Origin of the sequence: Caldibacillus debilis DSM 16016, assembly GCF_000383875.1 — a bacterium.
Taxonomy (GTDB): Bacteria; Bacillota; Bacilli; order Bacillales; family Caldibacillaceae; genus Caldibacillus; species Caldibacillus debilis.
The window spans coordinates 1-22,565 of record NZ_KB912885.1 but is presented as its reverse complement, the minus strand read 5'-3'; the positions used below and the strand labels follow the sequence as shown (position 1 = coordinate 22,565).

Annotated in this window: 21 protein-coding genes, 6 tRNA genes and 1 rRNA gene; all 28 read left to right on the top strand. The window is 52.5% G+C overall.

The window, feature by feature from the left end; all coding sequences use genetic code 11:
- Nucleotides 1-5: 5 nt before the first annotated feature.
- Nucleotides 6-1,058, top strand: a complete 1,053-nt coding sequence (locus tag A3EQ_RS0107760) for a MazG nucleotide pyrophosphohydrolase domain-containing protein (protein WP_081626204.1) — start codon at nt 6-8, stop codon at nt 1,056-1,058.
- Between the two features lie 293 nt (nt 1,059-1,351).
- The gene (locus A3EQ_RS0107745; protein ID WP_020154606.1) at nt 1,352-1,645 is read left to right on the top strand and encodes an RNA-binding S4 domain-containing protein; all 294 of its coding nucleotides are present in this window, start codon (nt 1,352-1,354) and stop codon (nt 1,643-1,645) included.
- A gap of 109 nt (nt 1,646-1,754) precedes the next feature.
- A complete protein-coding gene (gene yabP / locus A3EQ_RS0107740) occupies nt 1,755-2,057 on the top strand; it encodes a sporulation protein YabP (RefSeq protein WP_020154605.1) in 303 nt (100 codons plus the stop codon).
- Nucleotides 2,054-2,653, top strand: a complete 600-nt coding sequence (gene yabQ, locus A3EQ_RS0107735; RefSeq protein ID WP_020154604.1) for a spore cortex biosynthesis protein YabQ — start codon at nt 2,054-2,056, stop codon at nt 2,651-2,653. The genes yabP and yabQ overlap by 4 nt, the downstream gene beginning before the upstream one ends.
- Nucleotides 2,654-2,670: 17 nt before the next feature.
- The gene (locus tag A3EQ_RS0107730; RefSeq protein WP_020154603.1) at nt 2,671-3,054 is read left to right on the top strand and encodes an FtsB family cell division protein; all 384 of its coding nucleotides are present in this window, start codon (nt 2,671-2,673) and stop codon (nt 3,052-3,054) included.
- Nucleotides 3,055-3,214: 160 nt separating this feature from the next.
- Nucleotides 3,215-3,616: a S1 domain-containing RNA-binding protein gene (locus A3EQ_RS0107725; protein ID WP_020154602.1), complete on the top strand. Its 402-nt coding sequence runs from the start codon at nt 3,215-3,217 to the stop codon at nt 3,614-3,616.
- A 414-nt stretch (nt 3,617-4,030) separates the two neighbouring features.
- Complete coding sequence (gene spoIIE, locus A3EQ_RS0107710) at nt 4,031-6,499, top strand: stage II sporulation protein E (RefSeq protein ID WP_020154599.1); 2,469 nt, start codon at nt 4,031-4,033, stop codon at nt 6,497-6,499.
- Nucleotides 6,500-6,608: 109 nt separating this feature from the next.
- Nucleotides 6,609-7,349, top strand: coding sequence for a VWA domain-containing protein (locus A3EQ_RS0107705; RefSeq protein WP_020154598.1), 741 nt, complete (start codon nt 6,609-6,611; stop codon nt 7,347-7,349).
- Complete coding sequence (locus A3EQ_RS0107700; protein WP_020154597.1) at nt 7,318-8,274, top strand: protein kinase domain-containing protein; 957 nt, start codon at nt 7,318-7,320, stop codon at nt 8,272-8,274. The genes A3EQ_RS0107705 and A3EQ_RS0107700 overlap by 32 nt, the downstream gene beginning before the upstream one ends.
- A 160-nt stretch (nt 8,275-8,434) precedes the next feature.
- Nucleotides 8,435-9,865 carry a tRNA lysidine(34) synthetase TilS gene (tilS, locus tag A3EQ_RS0107695; protein ID WP_020154596.1) on the top strand — a complete coding sequence of 477 codons (1,431 nt, stop codon included), beginning with the start codon at nt 8,435-8,437 and terminating at the stop codon, nt 9,863-9,865.
- Nucleotides 9,849-10,400, top strand: a complete 552-nt coding sequence (gene hpt / locus A3EQ_RS0107690) for a hypoxanthine phosphoribosyltransferase (protein WP_020154595.1) — start codon at nt 9,849-9,851, stop codon at nt 10,398-10,400. The genes tilS and hpt overlap by 17 nt, the downstream gene beginning before the upstream one ends.
- 86 nt (nt 10,401-10,486) lie before the next feature.
- The gene (ftsH, locus tag A3EQ_RS0107685; RefSeq protein WP_020154594.1) at nt 10,487-12,448 is read left to right on the top strand and encodes an ATP-dependent zinc metalloprotease FtsH; all 1,962 of its coding nucleotides are present in this window, start codon (nt 10,487-10,489) and stop codon (nt 12,446-12,448) included.
- A 565-nt stretch (nt 12,449-13,013) separates the two neighbouring features.
- Complete coding sequence (locus tag A3EQ_RS0107670) at nt 13,014-13,799, top strand: type III pantothenate kinase (protein ID WP_020154591.1); 786 nt, start codon at nt 13,014-13,016, stop codon at nt 13,797-13,799.
- A 25-nt stretch (nt 13,800-13,824) separates the two neighbouring features.
- Nucleotides 13,825-14,715, top strand: a complete 891-nt coding sequence (gene hslO, locus A3EQ_RS0107665; protein WP_020154590.1) for an Hsp33 family molecular chaperone HslO — start codon at nt 13,825-13,827, stop codon at nt 14,713-14,715.
- A gap of 81 nt (nt 14,716-14,796) precedes the next feature.
- Nucleotides 14,797-15,720 carry a cysteine synthase A gene (gene cysK, locus A3EQ_RS0107660; protein ID WP_020154589.1) on the top strand — a complete coding sequence of 308 codons (924 nt, stop codon included), beginning with the start codon at nt 14,797-14,799 and terminating at the stop codon, nt 15,718-15,720.
- Between the two features lie 298 nt (nt 15,721-16,018).
- On the top strand, nt 16,019-16,834 hold the full coding sequence (folP, locus tag A3EQ_RS0107645; RefSeq protein WP_026499822.1) for a dihydropteroate synthase: 816 nt from the start codon (nt 16,019-16,021) through the stop codon (nt 16,832-16,834).
- 37 nt (nt 16,835-16,871) lie between these two features.
- Complete coding sequence (gene folB / locus A3EQ_RS0107640; protein WP_020154585.1) at nt 16,872-17,267, top strand: dihydroneopterin aldolase; 396 nt, start codon at nt 16,872-16,874, stop codon at nt 17,265-17,267.
- 151 nt (nt 17,268-17,418) lie between these two features.
- Entirely contained in the window at nt 17,419-17,961 is a 543-nt protein-coding gene (gene folK, locus A3EQ_RS0107635) for a 2-amino-4-hydroxy-6-hydroxymethyldihydropteridine diphosphokinase (protein ID WP_026499821.1), read from the top strand.
- Complete coding sequence (locus A3EQ_RS0107630) at nt 17,913-18,125, top strand: helix-turn-helix domain-containing protein (protein ID WP_020154583.1); 213 nt, start codon at nt 17,913-17,915, stop codon at nt 18,123-18,125. Before folK ends, A3EQ_RS0107630 begins: the two co-directional genes overlap by 49 nt.
- Before the next feature lie 20 nt (nt 18,126-18,145).
- A complete protein-coding gene (dusB, locus tag A3EQ_RS0107625; RefSeq protein WP_026499820.1) occupies nt 18,146-19,147 on the top strand; it encodes a tRNA dihydrouridine synthase DusB in 1,002 nt (333 codons plus the stop codon).
- A 494-nt stretch (nt 19,148-19,641) separates the two neighbouring features.
- A complete protein-coding gene (lysS, locus tag A3EQ_RS0107610) occupies nt 19,642-21,126 on the top strand; it encodes a lysine--tRNA ligase (RefSeq protein ID WP_020154579.1) in 1,485 nt (494 codons plus the stop codon).
- A gap of 489 nt (nt 21,127-21,615) precedes the next feature.
- Nucleotides 21,616-21,688: transfer RNA gene (locus A3EQ_RS0107605), tRNA-Lys, on the top strand.
- Nucleotides 21,689-21,697: 9 nt separating this feature from the next.
- Nucleotides 21,698-21,780, top strand: a tRNA-Leu gene (locus tag A3EQ_RS0107600).
- Between the two features lie 8 nt (nt 21,781-21,788).
- Nucleotides 21,789-21,860 (top strand) — tRNA-Gly (locus A3EQ_RS0107595).
- Nucleotides 21,861-21,867: 7 nt separating this feature from the next.
- Nucleotides 21,868-21,953 (top strand) — tRNA-Leu (locus tag A3EQ_RS0107590).
- Between the two features lie 96 nt (nt 21,954-22,049).
- Nucleotides 22,050-22,123, top strand: a tRNA-Pro gene (locus A3EQ_RS0107585).
- Nucleotides 22,124-22,140: 17 nt separating this feature from the next.
- Nucleotides 22,141-22,216, top strand: a tRNA-Ala gene (locus A3EQ_RS0107580).
- A 119-nt stretch (nt 22,217-22,335) separates the two neighbouring features.
- Nucleotides 22,336-22,565, top strand: a 16S ribosomal RNA gene (locus tag A3EQ_RS0107575); the annotation flags it as partial.

Here is a 22,565-nt window from a genome sequence, read left to right as displayed (position 1 = left end):
AAAAAATGATCGTAACCGGTTTGGGCGCCGGGGATATCAACCAGATGCCCCTGGGGGTTTACCGCCTGTTGAAGGGCCCGCTCCCCGTTTTTTTGCGGACGAGGGAACATCCGGCGGTCCGGGATCTGGAACGGGAAGGGCTGCGCTTCTCCTCCTTTGACGGCATATATGAAAAACATCCGAATTTTGACGATGTATACCATGAGATCGCGGCAACTCTATTCGAACATGCGGAAAAACACGGGGAAATCGTCTATGCCGTCCCCGGCCATCCCTTCGTCGGGGAAAAAACGGTGCAGCTGTTGCTGGAGAAAAGCGGCGAAAGGGGCGTCGAACTGGTTTTTTACGGCGGGGGCAGCTTCCTCGATTCCCTTTTTCAAACGCTGCGGATCGATCCGCTGGAAGGCTTTCAGCTGTTGGATGCGACGAATTTGAAAAGGGAGGACATCCAAGTCACCCAGCACGTGGTCATCGCCCAGGTCTATGATTTTTACATCGCCTCCGAAGTGAAGTTAACCTTGATGGAAATCCTTCCGGACGACTACGACGTCTATTTGGTTTCCGAGGCGGGTGGCAGCGGGGAAAGGCTGCAGAAATTGAAACTTTACGAACTGGACCGCAACTTTCAGACGGGAAATCTGACGAGCGTCTACGTCCCGCCCGTGAAAGATGAAAAAATCTTGTACAAACAATTCGATTATTTGCGCCGCGTCGTGAGAACGTTGAGGGGGCCCGGCGGCTGTCCGTGGGACCGCAAGCAGACCCATGAATCGCTGATCCCCCATTTGCGGGAGGAAACGGAGGAATTGATCGAGGCCATCCGGGAAAAGGACGAGGGCCATATGGTGGAGGAACTGGGGGATGTGCTGCTCCAGGTGATGCACCATTCCCAAATCGGGGAGGAGCAAGGTTACTTCACCGTCGACGACGTGATCGAACAATTGGTGAAAAAATTGATTTTCAGGCATCCCCATGTGTTTTCCGGCAGGGAGGCCAAGTCGGTGGAGGATGTAAAAAAGATTTGGAAGGAAATGAAGGAAAAGGAAAAGGATCTGTGATTTTCCCCTTTTCAAGGGGGACTTTCCTTCCGGGGCCGGGAAGGCGGCTGATAAGGATGGGCAGCCGGGGGCATTTTCCGCCGGGCCCGGCGTTTTGTGCCCTTGTGCCCGACGGCCGGCCTTTTCCGTCCAACGGGGCGGAAAGGACCGCACCATAGGTCGGGTTTCACGCAGAAGGGCTCGTGGCAAAGGATGCCGCCGGAGGACGGATCCCCGCCCACGGGGATGCCTTTCGGGGTGCGGCCGCGGACACTCCGCGGAAAACTTTCGGGAAAAGGGAGGGGTGAAAGGATTTGCGTTTGGATAAATTTTTGAAGCTTTCCCGCTTGATCAAGCGGCGGACGCTGGCAAAGGAAGTGGCGGATCAAGGAAGGATCTGGCTGAACGGAAAAAAAGCGAAGGCGAGCTCCGAAGTGAAAGCGGGCGATGAGCTGACGATCCGTTTCGGCGAAAGGATCCTGACCGTCCGGATCGACAAATTGGAGGAAAATCCGAAGAAGCAGGAAGCGTCCCAAATGTATACGGTATTAAAGGAAGAGCGGGCGGAAGGGGAAGAAGCCCCTTTTCCGGACGGAACTTCCCCTTGATGTCTTCCGGCCTTCCCCCCGGCTCCCCAAGTTTTTAGTCTACTTTCTCCGGGACATGCATATGAATGGTGATAAAAACAATGAACTTGGTGGAATCGGGGGATGAATGATGAACCAGTACTATAATCAATCGGAAAACCAGCGGCAGACGGCGGAACATGACGTGATTTTGCGGGGGCGCAAAAGTTTGGACATAACGGGCGTCAAACAGGTGGAAAGCTTCGACAACGAGGAGTTTTTGCTGGAAACGGTCATGGGGTTTTTGGCCATCCGCGGCCAAAATCTGCAAATGAAAAATTTGGACGTGGACAAAGGCGTCGTGTCGATAAAGGGAAAGATTTTTGACCTCGCCTATTTGGAGGAGCATCAGGGGGACAAGGCTAAAGGATTCTTTAGCAAGTTGTTCAAATGAGCCTTTCCGAACAATTGCAGACGATGGCCGCCATGGTCGCCCTCGGAAACTGGCTCGGCGCCTCCTTTGATACGTACAGCCGGATCATGGGGCAAAAAAAGCGGATGGCCTTCCTCGTTTTTGTCAATGATATTCTCTTTTGGCTCATCCAAGCCTTCCTCGCCTTTTCCATCCTTTATGCCATCAATGAAGGGGAAGTCCGTTTTTATGTTTTCCTGGCCATCCTGCTGGGGTTTTCCATGTACCAGAGCCTGTTCAAAAGCCTGTATCTTTTTTTGCTCAATCGAATCATCGCCTTGGGAAAGCGGATGTTCCGATTTTTCGGACGGGTTTTCCGCCTTCTCGTCGCCGCTCCGGTGCGATGGATTTTCCGGCTTGCGGCCGCCGTCCTTTTCTTCCTGTACGCTCTGGTCCGCCGCCTGCTGATCCTGGTCGGCAAACTGCTTTTTGCGGTTGCGAAGGTCCTTTTCTTTCCCTTTCAAAAGCTTTTCCGAAAATTATGGCTTTCTGTTCCCGGTTCGATTAAAATAAGAACTGAAAAAACCCTTCATTATACGGCAGGATTTTTTAAAAAGATATGGAATTTATTCCATTGAAAAAAGGAGGGCTGGGAATGGCGATCAAAAACGAAAGGGCGAGGCAGAAAATCAGGCAATCCTACCTGAACCACGAGCAGGTCAAGAAAAAGATCTACGAGCGGAGAAGGAAATTGTTGATCCGGCGGTTAACGGCATTTTTCGCCGTCGCATTCGTCGTGCTGTACTTTTATTCTTCGGCGCTCATTTCCCAGTCCGAACTGCTGGACAGCAAGAGGAAGGAATTGGAGGCTGCGGAAAAACAATATGAACAGCTGAAGGATCGCCAGGCGGTTTTGAAGGATGAGATCAAAAAATTGCAGGATGAGGAATATATCGGGAAATTCGCCCGGAAGGAATACTTTTTGTCCGGGGAGAACGAGATCATCTTCGCTCCGCCAGATGAAGAAAAGGACGAATAGCCCCGCCGGATGGGGAGCGGCTGAGGCGGGCAGGGGAAGGCCCGAGGCGGCTGGAACGCGCTTTTTATTAGCCCCTTCCCGAATTGACATTCTTTGCTTTAAATCGATATAATATACAATAACTGTATTTTTTTAATTTTTAAGGAGGAAGTTCTTTTTTATGTCAATTGAAGTAGGCAGCAAGTTGCAAGGAAAGGTTACGGGTATTACCAAATTCGGAGCGTTTATCGAGCTGCCGGAGGGAGTAACGGGTCTTGTCCACATCAGCGAAGTGGCCGACACGTATGTGAAGGATATCCACGACTATTTGAAGATCGGCGATCAAGTGGAAGTGAAGGTCCTGCATGTGGAAAAGAACGGAAAAATCGCCTTGTCGATCCGGAAGGCGAAGGAAAAGGCATCCGGTTCCGGAAATCATCACAAAAGGATGATGGATCGGGCAGCGAAAGAAAGTTTCGAACAAAAGATCGCCCGCTTCTTAAAGGAAAGCGAAGACCGGCTGGCTTCGCTGAAACGCCACAACGAATCGAGAAGAGGGGGAAGGGGCGGACGGAGAGGGTAACTTGCTGCCGAAGAAGATTTGCGGTGCACCGGATGAGAAAAAGGAACGGACAAGTGGCATTCACTTTTTCCATATACGGAAGCTGCCCCAAAATGGCCTTTTGGGGCAGCTTTCATTTTCGGACAAAAAAACGGGGCATGATCTGTTTTTGTTTTACAGATCATGCCCTTTTGTTTTGCAAGGGTGTCGAACGGGAAGGCTAAAAATATTTGTCGAACCGGCCGCCGCCCTGGGGTTTAAGGGAAAGGCCTCCATTTTTCATTTCAAAAATCTTCGAAAAAATGTTTGCTTTTTTCCTATTTGCGTAGAGACCCGTCGAACTTTTTTTGGATTCCGATTTTCAAATTTGACAAAGTTTTGCCGCTTGTCCCTTTATAATGGGTTTTAAAATCCGTTCGAAAGGGTGGAATAAATATGGAAAATACAGGAAAACAATGGATCGCGCCGGTTCCGGATGGGAAGTTTTTTGATCTGCGGCAGTCTTTGCGGCTTTCGGAAGCCTATTTGGTGAACAAGATCAAGGAGATCTTTTTAAAGAGGGGGATATTGCTGTTCATCCTGGGTTTCCTGCTGGGAAGGGCGTTTATCTTATCCGAGCTCGCCCCGTTCAGTCTGCCTTTTTTGGCGGCGATCTCCGTTTTCCAGGCCGCCCGCTTGCCCCTCGTTTTCATCGGCGTCGAAAGCGGGGCGCTGTCCGTATCCGTGATCCATGCCATCACCCTGTTGGGAAGCATTTTTTTCTTTTTCATCCTGAAAAAAATGACCCGTCCGTTGACGAAGGAAAACATCCTTTGGACGCCCGGCCTCGTATTCGTTTCCCTCTTTGCCGGCAAGCTGATCGTCGATGCGGTGAAAAACGGCGGGGTGCTGCCCTTTTATTTCCTGATGGCCGCGGTGGAGGCCGGGCTCGGTTTCGTGCTAACCTATATCTTTCTCCAGGCGATCCCCCTGTTTGCAGCCGGGCGGCGGCGGCAGCCTTACAAAACGGAGGAGATCGTGTGCATGATCATCCTGTTCGCCTCCATGCTGACGGGGATGATCGACTGGAAAATGGATGGGCTGTCCGTCGCCAATATCTTTGCCCGTTATCTCATTTTAATTTTTTCCTTTACTGCCGGAGCCGCCATCGGCTCGACGGTCGGGGTCGTCACCGGCCTGATATTCGGCTTGGCCGATATCGGCATGTTTTCGGAAATGAGCCTTTTGGCCTTCGCCGGGCTGTTGGGCGGGCTGCTGAAGGATGGAAAACGGTTCGGGGTTGCCGCCGGACTGTTCATCGCCACGATGCTGATCGGGGTTTACCGTTTGGACGATCACGGCCTTTCCGTTACATTATACGAATCTGCCGCGGCGATTATGCTCTTTTTCATGACGCCGAAAAGTTTCACCGCTTTTCTGGCCAAAAATATTCCCGGGACCCCCGAGCACGCCTTGGAACAACAGCAATATTTGCGGAACATGCGGGATGTGACCGCAAAACGGGTGGAACAGTATTCGTCCATCTTCCTGGCGCTGGCCAAAAGCTTCGGAAAACAGGAACGGAACGAGGAAAGGGACGAGGAAGTCGATTATTTCTTGAGCAACGTGACGGAGAACTCCTGCCAGACCTGTTTTAAAAAGGAACAATGCTGGGTGAAGGATTTTCATAAAACCTATGGTTTAATGAAAACGATGATGAATGAACTGAATGAGGAGAAGGCGGTCCGGAAAAAGATCCGCCGGGAATGGGACAGGCATTGCATCAAGAGCGGCAAAGTGCTGGACCTGATGCAAAAGGAACTTCATTTCTATCAGGCGAATCAAAAATTGAAAAAGCAGGTCTGGGAAACGAGAAAGCTGGTGGCGGACCAGTTATACGGGGTGTCCAAAGTGATGGGGAATTTCGCCCTGGAAATCCAGAAGGAAAGGGAGAATCTCGACAAGCAGGAAGAACAGATCTTCGATTGCCTGAAAAATTTCGGGATTGACGTCGGCGATGTGGAGATATACAGCCTCGAGGAGGGGAATGTGGATATCGACATTACCATCCCCTATTGCGACGGGATGGGGCAAAACGAAAAACTTATCGCCCCCCTCCTTTCCGACATCTTGGGGGAAACGATCATCGTCTATTCGGAAAATTGCCCCCATGTCCGCCACGAATATTGCAAGGCCACCTTTCGTTCGGCAAAGGCCTATGTGGTGGAAACGGGGGTCGCCCATGCGGCGTATGACGGGGGGTTCTTATCGGGAGACAGCTTTTCGATGATCGAATTGGGCAGGGGAAAACTGGCCTTGGCCATCTCGGACGGCATGGGAAACGGGGAGAAGGCTCACCGGGAAAGCCAGGAGACGCTGGATTTATTGAAGAAAATCTTGCAGTCCGGAATCGACGAGGAGGTCGCCATAAAGTCCATCAATTCCGTTCTCAGCTTGAGGACGACGGATGAAATTTTCGCCACGCTGGATCTGGCGATGATCGATTTGCAGGATGCGCGGGCGAAATTTATCAAAATCGGTTCATCCCCCAGCTTCATAAAGCGGGGGGACCGGGTGATCAAGGTCCAGGCCAGCAATTTGCCGATCGGCATCGTCCAGGATTTTGAAGTGGATGTGGTCAGCGAACAATTGAAAGCGGAAGATTTGTTGATCATGCTGACCGACGGGGTATTGGACGATCCGCAGGCGGCCGAAAACGGGGAGGCCTGGTTGAAAAGGAGGCTTGCCGAAATGGAAACCGACGATCCCCAGGCGGTGGCCGATTTGCTGCTGGAGGATGTCATCCGGCAACGAAGCGGCAAGATTTTGGACGATATGACGATCGTGGTGGCGAAAATCAAGCATAACAATCCGAAGTGGAAGTCGATTCCTTTCCATTCCTATAAAACCGAAAAAGGGGCGTGAAAAACGGCGCGCGAAAATTCGCATTTTCCCCGGGGAAAAACGCGGCGCCATGTATAAAACCTTCCATTCTCGGCTAGGATGTTAGCAAGACTAGGATGGAGGGATTGCGTTGAGACCGGGAACGATCAAACAAATCCTTTTGATTACGGACGGCTGTTCGAACCAGGGCGAAGACCCGGTCGCCATGGCCGCGTTGGCCCGCGAACACGGGATTACGGTCAATGTGATCGGGGTGATGGAAAACGATGTGATCGACGATCAGGGAATGCGGGAAATTGAAGGCATCGCGGCAAACGGCGGCGGGATCAGCCAGATCGTTTACGCGAAACAGCTGGCCCAGACGGTGCAGATGGTGACGAGGAAGGCGATGACGCAAACGATCCAGGGGATCGTCAACAGCGAAATCCAGCAGATTTTGGGACGGGATGTGACGATGGAAGATCTTCCCCCCGAAAAGCGGAGCGAGATCATGGAAGTCGTGGATGAATTGAATGAAACGGCCAATCTGGAAGTGCTCATCTTGGTCGATACGAGCGCCAGCATGAAATACAAACTGCCGACCGTCAAGGAAGCCTTGCTCGATCTCTCGTTGAGCCTGAATTCACGGGCAGGAAATAATCTCTTTTCCCTCTTTATATTTCCCGGGAAAAAGAACGGAATCGAAAAACTGCTGGATTGGACGCCGAAAATGGAATCGATCAACATGCTGCTGCCGAAGCTGGCATCGAAGGGCATGACGCCGACGGGGCCGGCGATCCGGGAGGCGATCGGGCAATTTAACCGAAAACGCTCATTGATAAGGGGTTTGTTGACGCGAAATGATGAAGGAACCTTTGAAGAATCCGTTTAGCTTGGCCGGCGAAACGATTGCGGGGAAATGGCATAAAAACCGTTACGTATTGAAAAAACCGTTGGGGCGGGGAGCCAACGGGGTCGTGTTTTTGGCGGCGGCATTGGGGAGCGGCCGGGAAGTGGCCGTAAAAATGAGCGGGGACAACGGCACGATCATTTCCGAAGTCAATGTTTTGAAAAGTCTTGCCAAGGCCCGGGGTTCGATCCTCGGGCCTTCGTTATTGGACGTGGACGATTGGGTGCGGGATGGGGAAACGGTCCCCTTTTATGTGATGGAATACATCCGCGGCACCCATTTTTTAACCTTTTTAAAACAGCGGGGTTATGCCTGGCTTCCCGTCCTGATGATCCAGCTGTTGACCCATTTGGAAGGGTTGCATCAGAACGGCTGGGTATTCGGCGATTTAAAGCCGGACAATTTGATCGTCACCGATTCCCCGGTAAAGCTGCGATGCATCGATGTCGGCGGGACCACGATGCAAGGAAGGGCGATCAAGGAATTCACCGAGTTTTTTGACCGAGGCTATTGGGGCTTGGGAAACCGGAAGGCGGAACCCGCCTACGACCTCTTTTCCGTTGCCATGATCATCATCAATGCCTATTACCCGGAACGTTTTCCGAAACGGGAAGGGGGACTCGGGCAATTGAAAAAGGCCATCCGGGATAAGGAAGGATTGCGGCGATATGAATCGCCGCTGATCCGCGCCCTGACCGGACAGTATGCGGCGGCGGGGGAAATGAAAAGGGACTTGTATGCCCTTTACGGCCAAGAACGGCGACCGGGGGAAAGGCGAAGAAGCCAAGGGGCGAATCCGGCAAAAACGGGGGACGGGAAAAAGGGCCGGATGTGGGAGACGGTCATCGTCGTCCTGCTCATCCTCGGCGTCTATGCCCTGTATATTTTTCAGCAGATCCAGCCGTGAACGAAGGTTTTTGATAGGCAAACATTTGTTTTTTTGCTATAATTTTTTGTAACTTCCGAGTATGGTGTTTTGATTCTTTTAACCGAGGCAAGGAGACGGAAGCGGCCGCAGAACCGGGAAGGTCCTGCGGCGCAAAGCCGGAATAAAAGAGGAGCCGTCCATGAGCAGTTTGGAAAAAAAGGTCATCGATTTCATCCGTCGCCATGATTTGATAAAAAGGGGCAGCCGCCTGCTGATCGGCGTTTCCGGCGGCCCCGATTCCCTGGCCTTGTTATATTTTTTTGTCCGGCGGCGAAACGATTGGCGGTTGACCCTTTCCGCCGCCCATGTCGACCACATGTTCCGCAAGGAATCGTTGGAAGAAATGAAATATGTGGAAGAAATTTGCCGCCAATGGGAGGTTCCCTTTTTCGGAAAGCGGATCGACGTGCCTGCGGAGGTCGAAAAGAGAAAAGGGAATCCCCAGGATTTGGCCAGGCAGATGCGCTACGCTTTTTTCCGGGAAGTCATGGAAAAAAACGGGATTGAAACCCTTGCCCTGGCCCACCACGGGGATGACCAGATGGAAACGATGCTGATGAGGATGACCAGGGGGAGCGGCGTGGATGCCGCGGCGGGCATGCGGGTGCAACGGGATTTCGCCGGCGGCCGGATCATCCGTCCTTTTTTATGCGTCACGAAGGAAGAAATCGAAGCGTATTGCCGGAAAAACGGCCTACAGCCGGTCTATGACCCGAGCAATGAAAAGGAAATCTACACGAGGAACCGCTTCCGGAAGCACGTTCTCCCTTTCCTGAAAGCGGAGGACCGCCACGTCCACGACCATTTTCAACGGCTGAGCGAGTTTCTCCATGAGGATTTTGATTATTTGGAAACATTGGCGAAAAAGGAAATGAAAAAAATCATAACGAATAATAATAAGGAGAGAATCGGGATCAAAATCCCCGACCTGCTCAGATTGCCCAGACCTTTGCAAAGAAGGGGCATTTCCATCGTGCTCGGCCATTTCCGGAAAGACGGTCAACCGTCCCCCTTTTCCATTCGCCATATCGAGGCGATTTTGGATCTGATCGGCGGCCCGCGGCCGTCGGGCGAGCTGAACTTGCCCGGCGGGCTGACGGTGACCCGCGTCTATGACCGGTGTATCTTTCACTACGGATTTCCCCAGGAAACTTATTGCTTCGAATGGAATCCCACGGAAAAACTCGCTTTGCCGAACGGCGGCGAACTTTATTCCGGACGGCCGGTAAAATCCGCCGCCCTTTCGGAAAAGGAATATTTTTTTCTTGATTGGAACAATACGGCCCTGCCGTTATACGTGAGGACGAGAAGGGAAGGAGACCGCATCCGGCAAAAGGGGAGCGGGGGAACAAAAAAGGTAAAGGAAATTTTCATCGAGGCGAAAATTCCGATTCACGAACGGAACGTTTGGCCGATTGTCACGGACGCCGCCGGAGAGATCCTCTGGATCCCCGGATTGAAAAAATCGTCCCGTGAGGCTTCCGGAGAGGATGGAGAAAATGCCACGGTTCTGATCTATAGAAGGAATACGACCACCAGGGAGGAAAAAATGGATGAATCAAGACATTGAAAAAATTTTGATCACGGAAGAAGAAATTCAATCAAAAATCAAGGAATTGGCCAAAATATTGACGGAGGAATACAGGGGAAAATTTCCCCTTGCCGTCGGCGTATTAAAGGGAGCCATGCCCTTTATGGCCGATCTGTTGAAGCGGGTGGATACCTATTTGGAAATGGACTTTATGGACGTTTCCAGCTACGGGGGAAAAACGGTTTCTTCCGGCGAAGTGAAAATTTTGAAGGATTTGGATACTTCCGTGGAAGGAAGGGACATCCTAATTATCGAGGACATTATCGACAGCGGTTTAACCTTAAGTTATTTGGTCGATTTATTTAAATACCGGAAGGCGAAATCGATCAAAATCGTGACTTTGCTGGATAAACCGTCGGGGAGAAAGACGAACATCGAAGCGGATTATGTCGGTTTTGTCATCCCCAACGAATTCGTCGTCGGCTACGGACTGGACTATCAGGAAAAATACCGGAACCTGCCCTATGTCGGGGTATTAAAGCCGGAGGTTTATCAGGAAGACGATTCGAAGTGACGCGCCCGCCGGTTAATTTCTTGTAATGCCCCAATTTTCTATGATACTATTTAATATAGTTTGTTCCCCCTAGGAGGAGGTCAGGGATGAATCGCATTTTCCGAAACACGATCTTTTATTTATTGGTTTTTTTAGTGATCATCGGAATCTTCAGCATGTTCACGAGGGGTCAGGATACCGCGAAACAGCTGACCTTTAATGAATTCATGACCCATCTGGAAAAGGGAGAGGTGAAGGAATTCACCGCCCAGCCGGAGAGGCAGGTTTACACGATCAAGGGGAAATTGGAAACCTACGGTGAAGTCCAAAATTTCACCACCAATGTTTGGAACAGTTCCGCCACTTTGGAACGGATCGAACAAGTGGCGATTGAAACGGATACAAAATTCGATATCCTGATGGCCAAAGAAACGAGCGGATTGCTGCAAATTTTAACGACGATCATCCCCTTCGTCATCCTTTTCTTTTTCATCATATTCCTGTTGAACCAGGCCCAAGGGGGCGGCAGCCGGGTAATGAACTTCGGGAAGAGCAAAGCCCGGCTTTACAGCGAAGACAAAAATAAAGTCCGTTTCCGGGATGTGGCGGGAGCGGATGAAGAGAAGCAGGAATTGGAAGAAATCGTTGAATTTTTAAAGGACCCGAAGCGGTTCAGCGCATTGGGGGCGCGCATACCGAAAGGCGTTTTATTGGTCGGACCTCCTGGAACGGGAAAAACCCTCCTTGCCCGGGCGGTAGCCGGTGAAGCGGGCGTTCCCTTTTTCTCGATCAGCGGTTCGGACTTTGTCGAGATGTTCGTCGGTGTCGGCGCATCCCGCGTCCGCGACTTGTTTGAAACGGCGAAGAAAAACTCCCCGTGCATCATCTTTATCGATGAGATCGATGCGGTCGGGCGCCAGCGCGGCGCCGGGCTCGGCGGCGGCCACGATGAACGGGAACAAACGTTGAACCAGCTGCTCGTCGAAATGGACGGGTTCAGCTCCAACGAAGGGATCATTATCATCGCGGCCACCAACCGCCCGGATATCCTCGATCCGGCGCTGCTCCGTCCGGGACGTTTTGACCGGCAGATCACCGTGGACCGGCCCGATGTCAAGGGAAGGGAAGCGGTTCTGCGCGTTCACGCCCGGAACAAGCCTTTGGATAAATCGGTCGACCTGCAAACCATCGCCATGAGAACTCCGGGATTTTCCGGCGCCGACTTGGAAAACCTGCTGAATGAAGCGGCCCTGGTTGCGGCCCGGCAAAACAAGAAAAAGATCGATATGTCGGACATCGATGAAGCAACGGACCGGGTCATTGCCGGGCCGGCGAAGAAGAGCCGCGTCATTTCCGAGAAGGAAAAACGGATCGTGGCCTACCACGAGGGCGGCCATACGGTGATCGGCCTCGTGCTGGAAGATGCCGATATGGTCCACAAAGTGACGATCGTCCCCCGGGGCCAGGCCGGCGGGTATGCGGTCATGCTTCCGAAGGAAGACCGGTATTTCATGACGAAGCGGGAATTGCTGGATAAAATCACCGGATTGCTCGGCGGCCGGGTGGCGGAGGAAATCGTCTTCGGCGAAGTCAGCACCGGCGCACATAACGATTTTGAAAGGGCCACCTCCATCGCCAGGCGGATGGTTACCCAGTTCGGCATGAGCGAAAAACTGGGCCCGCTGCAATTCGGCCAATCCCAGGGCCAGGTGTTTCTCGGCCGCGATTTGCACAGCGAACAAAATTATTCCGATAAGATCGCCTATGAGATCGACCTGGAAATCCAGCGGATCATCAAAGAGTGCTATGAAAGGGCGAAAAAGATCCTGCTGGAACATCGGGACAAACTGGAAGTTATCGCCCAGGCCCTCCTGAAGGTGGAGACTTTGAACGCCCAGCAGATCCGCCATTTGTTTGATCACGGCACCCTTCCCGAAGAGGACGGCGAGGAAGGGGACCAGGCGGAAGAGAAACAGGCGAAAGTGGATTCCGCCGAAGAGAAAGATAAGGTGAAGGTCAATATTTCCGTGAAGCAGGACGATGATACGAAAGAGGATAATCCGTTGTAAACGTCGGCCGGCCTGAAGAGGGCCGGCTTTTTGGCATGCTTTGGGGACCTTGCGGCGGGAAGCGGGCGGCGGGTCCGCCGGCCGGCTGGGACAAGGGCGTCGCCGCTCTTTGTTATACGCCCCAGGATTGGCGGTCCCGGCGGTTTGCAGCGTTCCCCTTCCGCGGTGATGGGGCAAAGGGGAGCGAAAGCGGGCCCTTGCCATCGGAACCCGTCATCCTTTTTTTATGGAAATCCGCACGTCCTCGCCGCTCCACCTCGGCATGTGACGGCCGCCGGGAAAAAGCCCCGGAAGGGACGGCGGATGTTGCCCGTTGACGCGGGGCTTCCCCGGTCCTGCGGGAAAATTTTCTTCGCTAGGCGGACTAAGCGTCGGCATAACGAGGGGCCCTTTGAAAAGGGGAAGCCTCTGGAAAAGGTCCGATGGTTCGCCCCGGAGGATGAGAACGGAGCGGGGAAACCCCAATCCCGGGGGCCGCGGGCCTTTTCAGGCGTCTTCGCTGTCATCGGAACCATTTTTGTGGTAAGATGTTGGCAGCATTCAAAAATGAAGAGATGGTGAGATTATGCTGCTTGTATTGGATGTGGGGAATTCCAATATCGTGTTGGGCGTTTATAAACAGGATTCCTTGGTGCACCATTGGCGGATTGAGACGGACCGCAACAAGACGGAAGACGAATACGGCATGTTGATCAAATCCCTGTTTGCCCACGGCGGCCTTTCCTTTTCCGACATCGACGGCATCATCATATCGTCGGTGGTGCCGCCGATCATGTTCGCCCTGGAGCGGATGTGCACGAAATACTTCCATCTGGAACCGCTGATCGTCGGCCCGGGAATCAAAACCGGCCTGAACATCAAATATGAAAATCCCCGGGAAATCGGCGCCGACCGGATCGTCAACGCGGTGGCGGGGATTGAAGAGTACGGCACTCCCCTGATCATTGTCGATTTCGGGACGGCGACGACCTTTTGCTTTATCAATGAGGAAAAGCAGTATTTCGGCGGGGCGATCGCCCCGGGCATCCAAATCGCGGCGGAGGCCCTGTACAATAAGGCCTCCAAGCTGCCGAGGATCGAAATTGCCGCCCCCGGCAGCGTCATCGGCCGAAATACGGTGGAAGCCATGCAAGCGGGGATCGTCTACGGCTATGTCGGCCTGGTGGAAGGGATCGTCACCCGGATGAAAAGCCTGTGCAAGGAAAAACCGTTGGTCGTTGCGACGGGTGGCTTGGCGCCGCTGATCGCGAATGAATCGAAGATGATCGATATGATCGATCCGTTTTTGACATTGAAAGGTTTGCACATCATTTACCACCGGAACGTGGAACGCGGCAAGAAGAAAAAATAACGGTTTTTGCGGAAGGGGTTTGGCTATGGAAGATTATTTGGTGAGAGCCTTGGCCTACGGCGGAAAAATCAGGGCCATCGCGGCCCGGACGACGGAAACGGTCGGGGAAGCGCAACGGAGGCACGACACGCTGGCCACCGCCACGGCGGCCCTCGGCCGGGCCATGACCGCAGGGGTGATGATGGGTTCCATGATGAAGGGAGACAGCCGGCTGACCATCAAGATCGAGGGCGGCGGTCCCATCGGGGCCATCATCGTGGATGCCAATACGAACGGGGAAGTGCGCGGCTATGTCTCCAACCCCCATGTGCATTTCGGCCCGAACGAGCAGGGTAAATTGGACGTGGCAAGGGCGGTGGGAAAATCGGGGACATTGACGGTCGTCAAGGACCTCGGCCTGAAAGAAAAATTTTCCGGACAAGTTCCTTTGGTCTCCGGGGAACTGGGTGAGGATTTTACCTATTATTTTGCCGCGTCGGAACAAGTGCCTTCGGCGGTGGGCTTGGGGGTGCTGGTCAATCCGGATCATTCCGTGCGGGCCGCGGGCGGCTTTATTTTGCAGGTGATGCCCGAAACCCCCGAATCGGTCGTCGCCGATTTGGAAAACCGGATCAAGGGGCTGCCCCCCGTCTCCACAATGATCGAAAAAGGGGTTTCGCCGGAAGATTTGCTGAAGGAAATCGCCGGAGAAGGGGAATTGAAATTTCTTGAACGGTTTCCCGTGCGGTTTGCCTGCAGCTGCAGCAAAGAAAAATTTAAAGATGCGATGATCAGCCTCGGCGGCGAGGAATTGCAATCGATCATCGACGAAGACGGTTTCGCGGAAACCCAATGCCGCTTTTGCAACGAGAAATATTTCTTTAACAGGGAAGAATTGGAGGAAATGAAGGCCGCCGCCCAAAGGAAAAAGCAGTAAACTGACGTTTGACAATGGGCGCCCTGCAGTCGTAAAATTGAATTAATCCAATAAATTTACTAGGAATTGGGAGTGGAAGAAATGTTGAAAGCGGTGAATTCCATTACGGAAGTGATCGGACGCACCCCGATCGTCAAATTGAACCGGATCGTCGATGAAGATTCTGCCGAGGTCTATGTCAAATTGGAGTTTATGAATCCCGGAAGCAGCGTAAAAGACCGGATCGCTCTGTCGATGATCGAAGACGCGGAAAAAAAGGGATTGCTGAAGCCCGGCGCGACGATCATCGAACCGACTTCCGGCAATACCGGCATCGGCCTGGCGATGGTGGCCGCGGCCAAGGGCTATAAGGCGGTCCTTGTCATGCCCGACACCATGAGCCTGGAACGGAGGAACCTGCTGCGGGCCTATGGGGCCGAACTCGTTTTGACCCCCGGCGCAGAGGGCATGAGAGGCGCCGTAAAAAAAGCGGAGGAACTGGCGAAAGAACACGGTTACTTTATGCCGCAGCAATTCAACAACCCGGCCAATCCGGAAATTCACCGCCTGACCACCGGTCCGGAAATCGTCGAACAAATGGGTGACCAACTGGATGCCTTCGTCGCCGGCGTCGGCACGGGAGGCACCATTACCGGAGCGGGGCAAGTTTTGCGCGAAAAATATCCGAATATCAAGATCTATGCCGTTGAACCGAAGGACTCCCCGGTTCTTTCCGGCGGCAAACCCGGCCCCCACAAAATCCAAGGAATCGGCCCGGGATTTGTTCCGGAAGTGTTGGACACGAAAATTTACGATGAAGTCATCCAGGTGACGACGGAACAGGCCTTCGAATATGCGAGAAAGGCCGCCAGAAATGAAGGGATTTTGGGCGGAATTTCATCCGGCGCCGCCATGTATGCCGCGATTACCGTAGCGAAGAAACTGGGCAAAGGCAAGAAGGTTTTGGCCATCCTGCCCAGCAACGGCGAACGCTATTTGAGCACCCCCCTGTATCAGTTTGAATAACCCCCTTTTCCATTCCGGTTCGGAATCCGGCAAAATTTCATCGCAAGATGGATTTTGCCGGATTTTTTGTTGGCGGGGATTGTTTGCCCGATGAACCGTCGTACGAGGCGTTCCAAGACTTTTTTGCATGAAAGGCGAAGAAACGGGGCTTTCGATTTTCGGAAGGTATTCCGGAAAATCTCCGTTTTTTCCTGCCTTCCTGCCGGTTATTTCCGGCTGTTTTCCTTTGGAGAAGATGGCACTTTTTATGTTAAAATAGGGTTTACAAAAGACTGGAGGTTCAAACATGAAGGGGAAGATGGAATGGGATTCCTTTGCCCTTGACTTCGGGAAAAAAACCTATGTCATGGGGATCCTGAACGTGACCCCCGATTCTTTTTCCGACGGCGGCCTTTACAATGAACTTGATAAGGGATTGGCACATGCCGCGGAAATGGTGAACGACGGGGCGGACATCATCGATATCGGCGGAGAATCCACGAGGCCCGGACACACCCCCGTACCGGCGGAGGAAGAGATCCGTCGGATCCTCCCTTTTATCGAAGAGATGTCCAAAAGGATTTCCGTGCCGATTTCCGTGGACACCTACAAGGCGGAAACCGCCGAAAGGGCGTTGAAGGCCGGCGCCCATATCATCAATGACATTTGGGGAGCGAAAAAGGATCCGGAAATCGCCGATGTCGCCGCCCAATATGAGGTCCCGATCATCCTGATGCACAACCGGGACAACATGGATTACGAATCGCTCATGCGCGACGTGCTGTACGATCTTTACGAAAGCATCAACATCGCCAAAAAGCGGGGGGTCCGGGACAGCCAAATCATCCTCGATCCCGGAATCGGTTTCGCCAAAACCTACGAACAAAACATCGAAGTCATGAAAAATTTGGACAAGATCAGCGCCTTGGGCTATCCCGTCCTTCTCGGGACATCGCGGAAGTCGATGATCGGGCACGCTTTGAATCTCCCCGTTTCGGAACGGCTGGAGGGGACGGGGGCGACAGTTTGTTACGGCATCATGAAAGGCTGCGACATCGTGCGCGTCCATGACGTAAAGGAAATTTCCCGAATGGTCAAAATGATGGATATATTGACGGGAAAAGCTTCCGCATGATCCCGCCGAACAATCCAGCGATGCGAGGTATGCCGAAGTGGACAAAATCTATTTGCATAAAATGGAATTTTACGGTTATCACGGGGTTTTTCCCGAAGAGAACCGGCTCGGCCAGCGTTTTATAGTGGATCTGGCCGTTGAAACGGATCTGCGCCGGGCGGGCGGCACCGACCGTCTGGCCGATTCGGTCAATTACGAAGAGCTGTACCGGCTTTGCCGGACGGTGGTGGAAGAAAACACCTTCCGATTGATCGAAGCCGTGGCGGAAACGATTGCCCGGCATCTGCTGGAAAAATTTCCGGCGGTGAAAAGCTGCACGGTAACCGTAACGAAACCGAATCCGCCCATTGCGGGCCACGTCGGCTCCGTTGCCGTTGAAATTACCCGGACGCGGGATGACCTTCCGGGCGGGAGCGGGAAAGAAGCGCCCTGAGCCCGAAGGGAAAAATGCGTGCGATTTTCTAAAAACGCGGGCGTTTGGGGCGGACCGGCCGGAACCGGAAAACCGGCATGGGGCCGCCCTTGCCCGGAGGTTGCCGCCGGCCGTCGGATTCCGCCGGATGAAAAAAGGGGGAGGGCGTAAAATGAACGGCAGAACCCTCAGGAAAAATACCGCCTATCTTTCCCTCGGCTCCAACATGGATGACCGTCTTGATTATTTGCGGCGGGCTTTGGCAAAACTGCGGGATGCCGGGAAGATCCGGCTGACGAAAATTTCGTCCGTCTACGAGACGGATCCGGTAGGGTATACGGAACAGGGAAAATTTTTAAACTTGGCGGTAAAATTGGAAACCGAATGGTCCCCCTTCGATCTTTTGGACATATGCCAGAGGATCGAACAACAATTGGGAAGAAAAAGGATCATCAGATGGGGACCCAGGACGGTCGACTTGGACATTTTGCTTTATAACCGCGAACAGATCGACAGCGAAAGGCTGACCATTCCCCATCCGCGCATGCTCGAGCGCGCTTTTGTTCTCGTGCCGCTGGCGGAAATCGATCCGGATCTGGTCATACCGGGAACGGGAAAAACGGTGAAAACCCATTTGCAATCAATATCTGATGAAGGGGTCATATTATGGAAGAAGAATATTGGGGAAGAAGGATCCGGGCCTTTCGGAAATTGAAGGGATACACGCAAAGGGAACTGGCCGAAAAAATCCATGTTTCCGTTTCCGTATTGGGGGAAATCGAAAGGGGCAACCGGCTTCCCACGCGGAAAATATTGATGGATATTGCCCGGGTATTGGATATTGAGCTGGAGGAAATCGTAACCTATAAAAAAAATTGATCGGAAAAGGAGGCGGAGAAATGTTTCAAATCGGCAATGTGAAGATCAAAAACCGGGTCGTGCTGGCGCCCATGGCCGGCGTCTGCAATTCGGCCTTCCGTTTGACGGTGAAGGAATTCGGAGCGGGCTTGGTTTGCGCGGAAATGATCAGCGATAAAGGGATCATTTACCGGAATGAAAAAACGATGAAAATGCTCTACATCGACGAACGGGAAAAACCGATCAGCCTGCAGATCTTCGGCGGCGACAAGGATTCTTTGGTAGAGGCCGCCAAGTTCGTCGACAAAAACACGAATGCGGACATTATCGATATCAACATGGGCTGCCCGGTCAACAAAGTGATTAAATGCGAAGCCGGGGCAAAATGGCTGCTGGACCCGAATAAGATATACGAAATGGTATCCGCCGTCGTTGACGCCGTCGAAAAACCCGTCACGGTGAAGATGCGGATCGGCTGGGATGACCAACATATTTACGCGGTGGAAAACGCCCAGGCCGTGGAACGGGCGGGGGGCGCCGCCGTTGCGGTTCACGGCCGCACCAGGGTGCAAATGTATGAAGGAAAAGCCAATTGGGACATCATCCGCCAAGTCAAGGAGGCCGTTTCCATCCCCGTCATCGGGAACGGCGACGTGAAGACCCCGCAGGATGCGAAACGGATGCTGGATGAAACCGGCGTCGACGGCGTCATGATCGGACGGGCCGCGCTGGGCAACCCGTGGATGATTTATCGCACCGTAAAATATTTGGAAACCGGGGAATTGATCGGAGAACCTTCCGTCCGGGAAAAAATCGACGTCTGCATCTTGCATTTGGACCGGCTGATCGCTTTGAAAGGGGAAGAAATCGCCTTAAAGGAAATGCGGAAGCACGCGGCCTGGTATTTAAAAGGAATCCGCGGAAACGGCAAATACCGGAACGCCATCAACAATTGCACGACGCGGGACGAACTGGTGAAATTGCTTTACGCCCTGGTGGAAGAATCGGAAGGGGAAGAAGAATTGCAGAAAAAGGCCGTTTGACGGGTCCCCCCGTGCCGAAGATAAGACGGCTTCCGGCCGTCCGGGGACTTTTAACCGCCGGCTTTTTCCTTCCCTTGAAGGAGTCCGAAAAAACGGCTGATTTTTCACGGCGTGTATTGTCCTTGGTGGCTGTGAGGAATCAGCGCGGTTGCCGGGCAATTTTACAGGAGCAAGCTGTTTGCGGGTAAAAGCAGGGGAGGAACCGGACCTCCGGACGGCAACGGAAACGGGCCCTGCTTTGCACCGGAACCGAATTTTTCAGTTTTTCGATTTCTGTCGCATTCAAAACGGCACGGGCATCGAGCGGATGCCCATCAAGAAGAACTGCCCGGAATCAAAGGCTTTCCGTTATCGGATGTTTGACAACCGGTTTTCGCATCCCCTATAATAGGGGTGTATCTTTTGCTGCCAGTAGGCCACTGGCAGTTTTCCTGTTTTAGTGCCGATTTTTGACCATTAATCTCGTTTAAATAAAATGGTGGAGATGATTTTCGATGAGCCATGAAGAGACACATGACCAGTTGAAAGTGCGGCGTGAAAAATTGGAGGAGCTGCGTGCCAGAGGAATCGATCCTTTTGGCAAACGTTTCGATAGAACCCACAGTGCCGAGGAACTTTTCCGTTTGTATGGGGACATGCCCAATGAGGAATTGGAGCCGAAAAATATTTACGTGCAATTTGCCGGCCGGATCATGACCAAACGGGGAAAAGGGAAGGTCGGTTTTGCCCACCTTCAAGATCTGACGGGGCAAATTCAAATCTATGTCCGTAAAGATACCGTCGGAGAAGAACAATATGAAATCTTCGACATGGCCGATTTGGGAGACATTGTCGCGGTAAAGGGCCAAGTCTTTAAAACGAAGGTCGGGGAATTGACGATTAAGGCAAACGATTTCCAAATACTGACGAAATCGCTGCGCCCCTTGCCGGATAAATATCACGGTTTGAAGGACATCGAACAGCGCTATCGTCAGCGGTATCTCGACCTCATCGTCAATCCCGAGAGCAAACAAACCTTTATTACCCGGAGCCGCATCATCCAATCCATCCGCCGTTATTTGGATGAAAAGGGCTTTTTGGAAGTCGAAACGCCGATGATGCATACGATCGCCGGCGGTGCGGCCGCACGGCCCTTCATCACCCATCATAACGCCTTGGACATGGATTTATATATGCGGATCGCCATCGAATTGCATTTGAAACGGCTGATCGTCGGGGGACTGGAGAAGGTGTACGAAATCGGCCGCGTCTTCCGCAACGAAGGGATTTCCACCCGGCACAATCCGGAATTTACCATGCTTGAACTCTATGAAGCCTATGCCGATTTCCATGATATCATGGACTTGACGGAGGATCTGATCGCCCATACGGCCAAGGAAGTTTTGGGAACGACCGTCATTAAATACGGCGAACATGAAGTGGATTTGACCCCCAAATGGAAAAGGGCCCATATCGTTGATTTGATCAAAGAATATACCGGTGTTGATTTTTGGGAAAAGATGTCTTTGGAAGATGCCCGCAAACTGGCAAAGGAACATGGGGTCGAAATCAATGACAATATGCAGGTCGGGCACATCATCAATGAATTTTTTGAACAAAAGGTCGAACATCATTTGATCCAGCCCACCTTTGTTTACGGGCATCCCGTGGAAATATCGCCGTTGGCCAAGAAAAACGAAAAGGATCCCCGTTTTACCGACCGTTTTGAGCTGATCATCGTCGGCCGGGAACATGCCAACGCCTTCTCCGAATTGAACGATCCGATCGATCAAAGGGAAAGATTTGAAGAACAGCTGAAGGAACGGGCGCAAGGGAATGAAGAAGCCCACATGATGGACGAAGACTTCATTGAAGCCCTGGAATACGGCATGCCGCCTACGGGAGGTTTGGGCATCGGCATCGACCGACTCGTTATGCTTTTGACCGATTCGCCTTCCATCCGGGACGTTCTTCTTTTCCCGCTGATGCGCAACCGCTGACCGGGCTGATGAAATGGGTCTGTCCCAAGGCTGTTTTGCCGGCTTTTGGGACAGTTCTCCCCTCCTTTTTTGCAAAAAGGTTTTCCTTTTATGCTTGCTTTCTGCGGGTGTACGCTTTTTAAGCCTTGAAGCAGATTTTCCCGGAGATTTGCCGTGGGCGGACAAACGCCGTTTTTGCTTGGCTTCCGGATACGATAAAAATTTTTCACATCAATCGCAAAGTGGATGTTGACATGATTAAAAAAAATGGTTATTATATATGAGTCGTGAAGATTTCTCACTCAAAACAGTTGGACATCTGACTCAATCTTGTAAATGTAAAAAGATGCGATTAATACGACAAGCCATTGGCCAGGCGGGCAGAGCAACGAGCGGCTCATCGCTGAATAGCCTGCGGGTTGTCCCGACGCATCCGGCATCGCCGGATTGGCGGGAGAGGAAAGCGCATCTGGCCCGACCTTGAGAAGTTCAAAGATCGATTATTACAACGAGCCATTAGCTCAGCAGGTAGAGCATCTGACTTTTAATCAGAGGGTCGGAGGTTCGAATCCTCCATGGCTCACTATATCATGCGGGTGTGGCGGAACTGGCAGACGCACCAGATTCAGGGTCTGGCGCCGTTGAGGCGTGGGGGTTCGAATCCCTTCACCCGCATTCTCAGTGCGGAAGTAGTTCAGTGGTAGAACATCACCTTGCCAAGGTGAGGGTCGCGGGTTCGAGTCCCGTCTTCCGCTTTATTCAGCCGGGGTGGCGGAATTGGCAGACGCACAGGACTTAAAATCCTGGGGTGGGTTACTACCGTGCCGGTTCGAGTCCGGCCCTCGGCATGATGCGGCTGGCGGCCGATTGAATCGATCAACCGGTTCAGAAGTGTATAGGTTCAACTTCTGCCGGGCGTGAAAAGAGCATCCCTTTTTCAATAACGGGAAGTAGCTCAGCTTGGCAGAGCACATGGTTTGGGACCATGGGGTCGCAGGTTCAAATCCTGTCTTCCCGATATCCGATCATTCATATGGGGCCTTAGCTCAGTTGGGAGAGCGCCTGCTTCGCATGCAGGAGGTCGGCGGTTCGAGCCCGCTAGGCTCCACCATAAAATACCATTGCCTTTTTATCAGCTTTATATTATACTAGAACATGTCGCTTGAAACTTGAACCTTGAAAACTGAACAAGACAAAGCGCCTTTGAGTTTCGGATGAGCATAAATTTTTTTGATGGAGAGTTTGATCCTGGCTCAGGACGAACGCTGGCGGCGTGCCTAATACATGCAAGTCGGGCGGAGCCCGAGGGGAGCTTGCTCCTTTTCGGGCTCAGCGGCGGACGGGTGAGTAACACGTGGGTAACCTGCCCGTAAGACCGGGATAACTCCGGGAAACCGGGGCTAATACCGGATAACACCGGGGGCCGCATGGCTTCCGGTTGAAAGGCGGCCTTTGGCTGC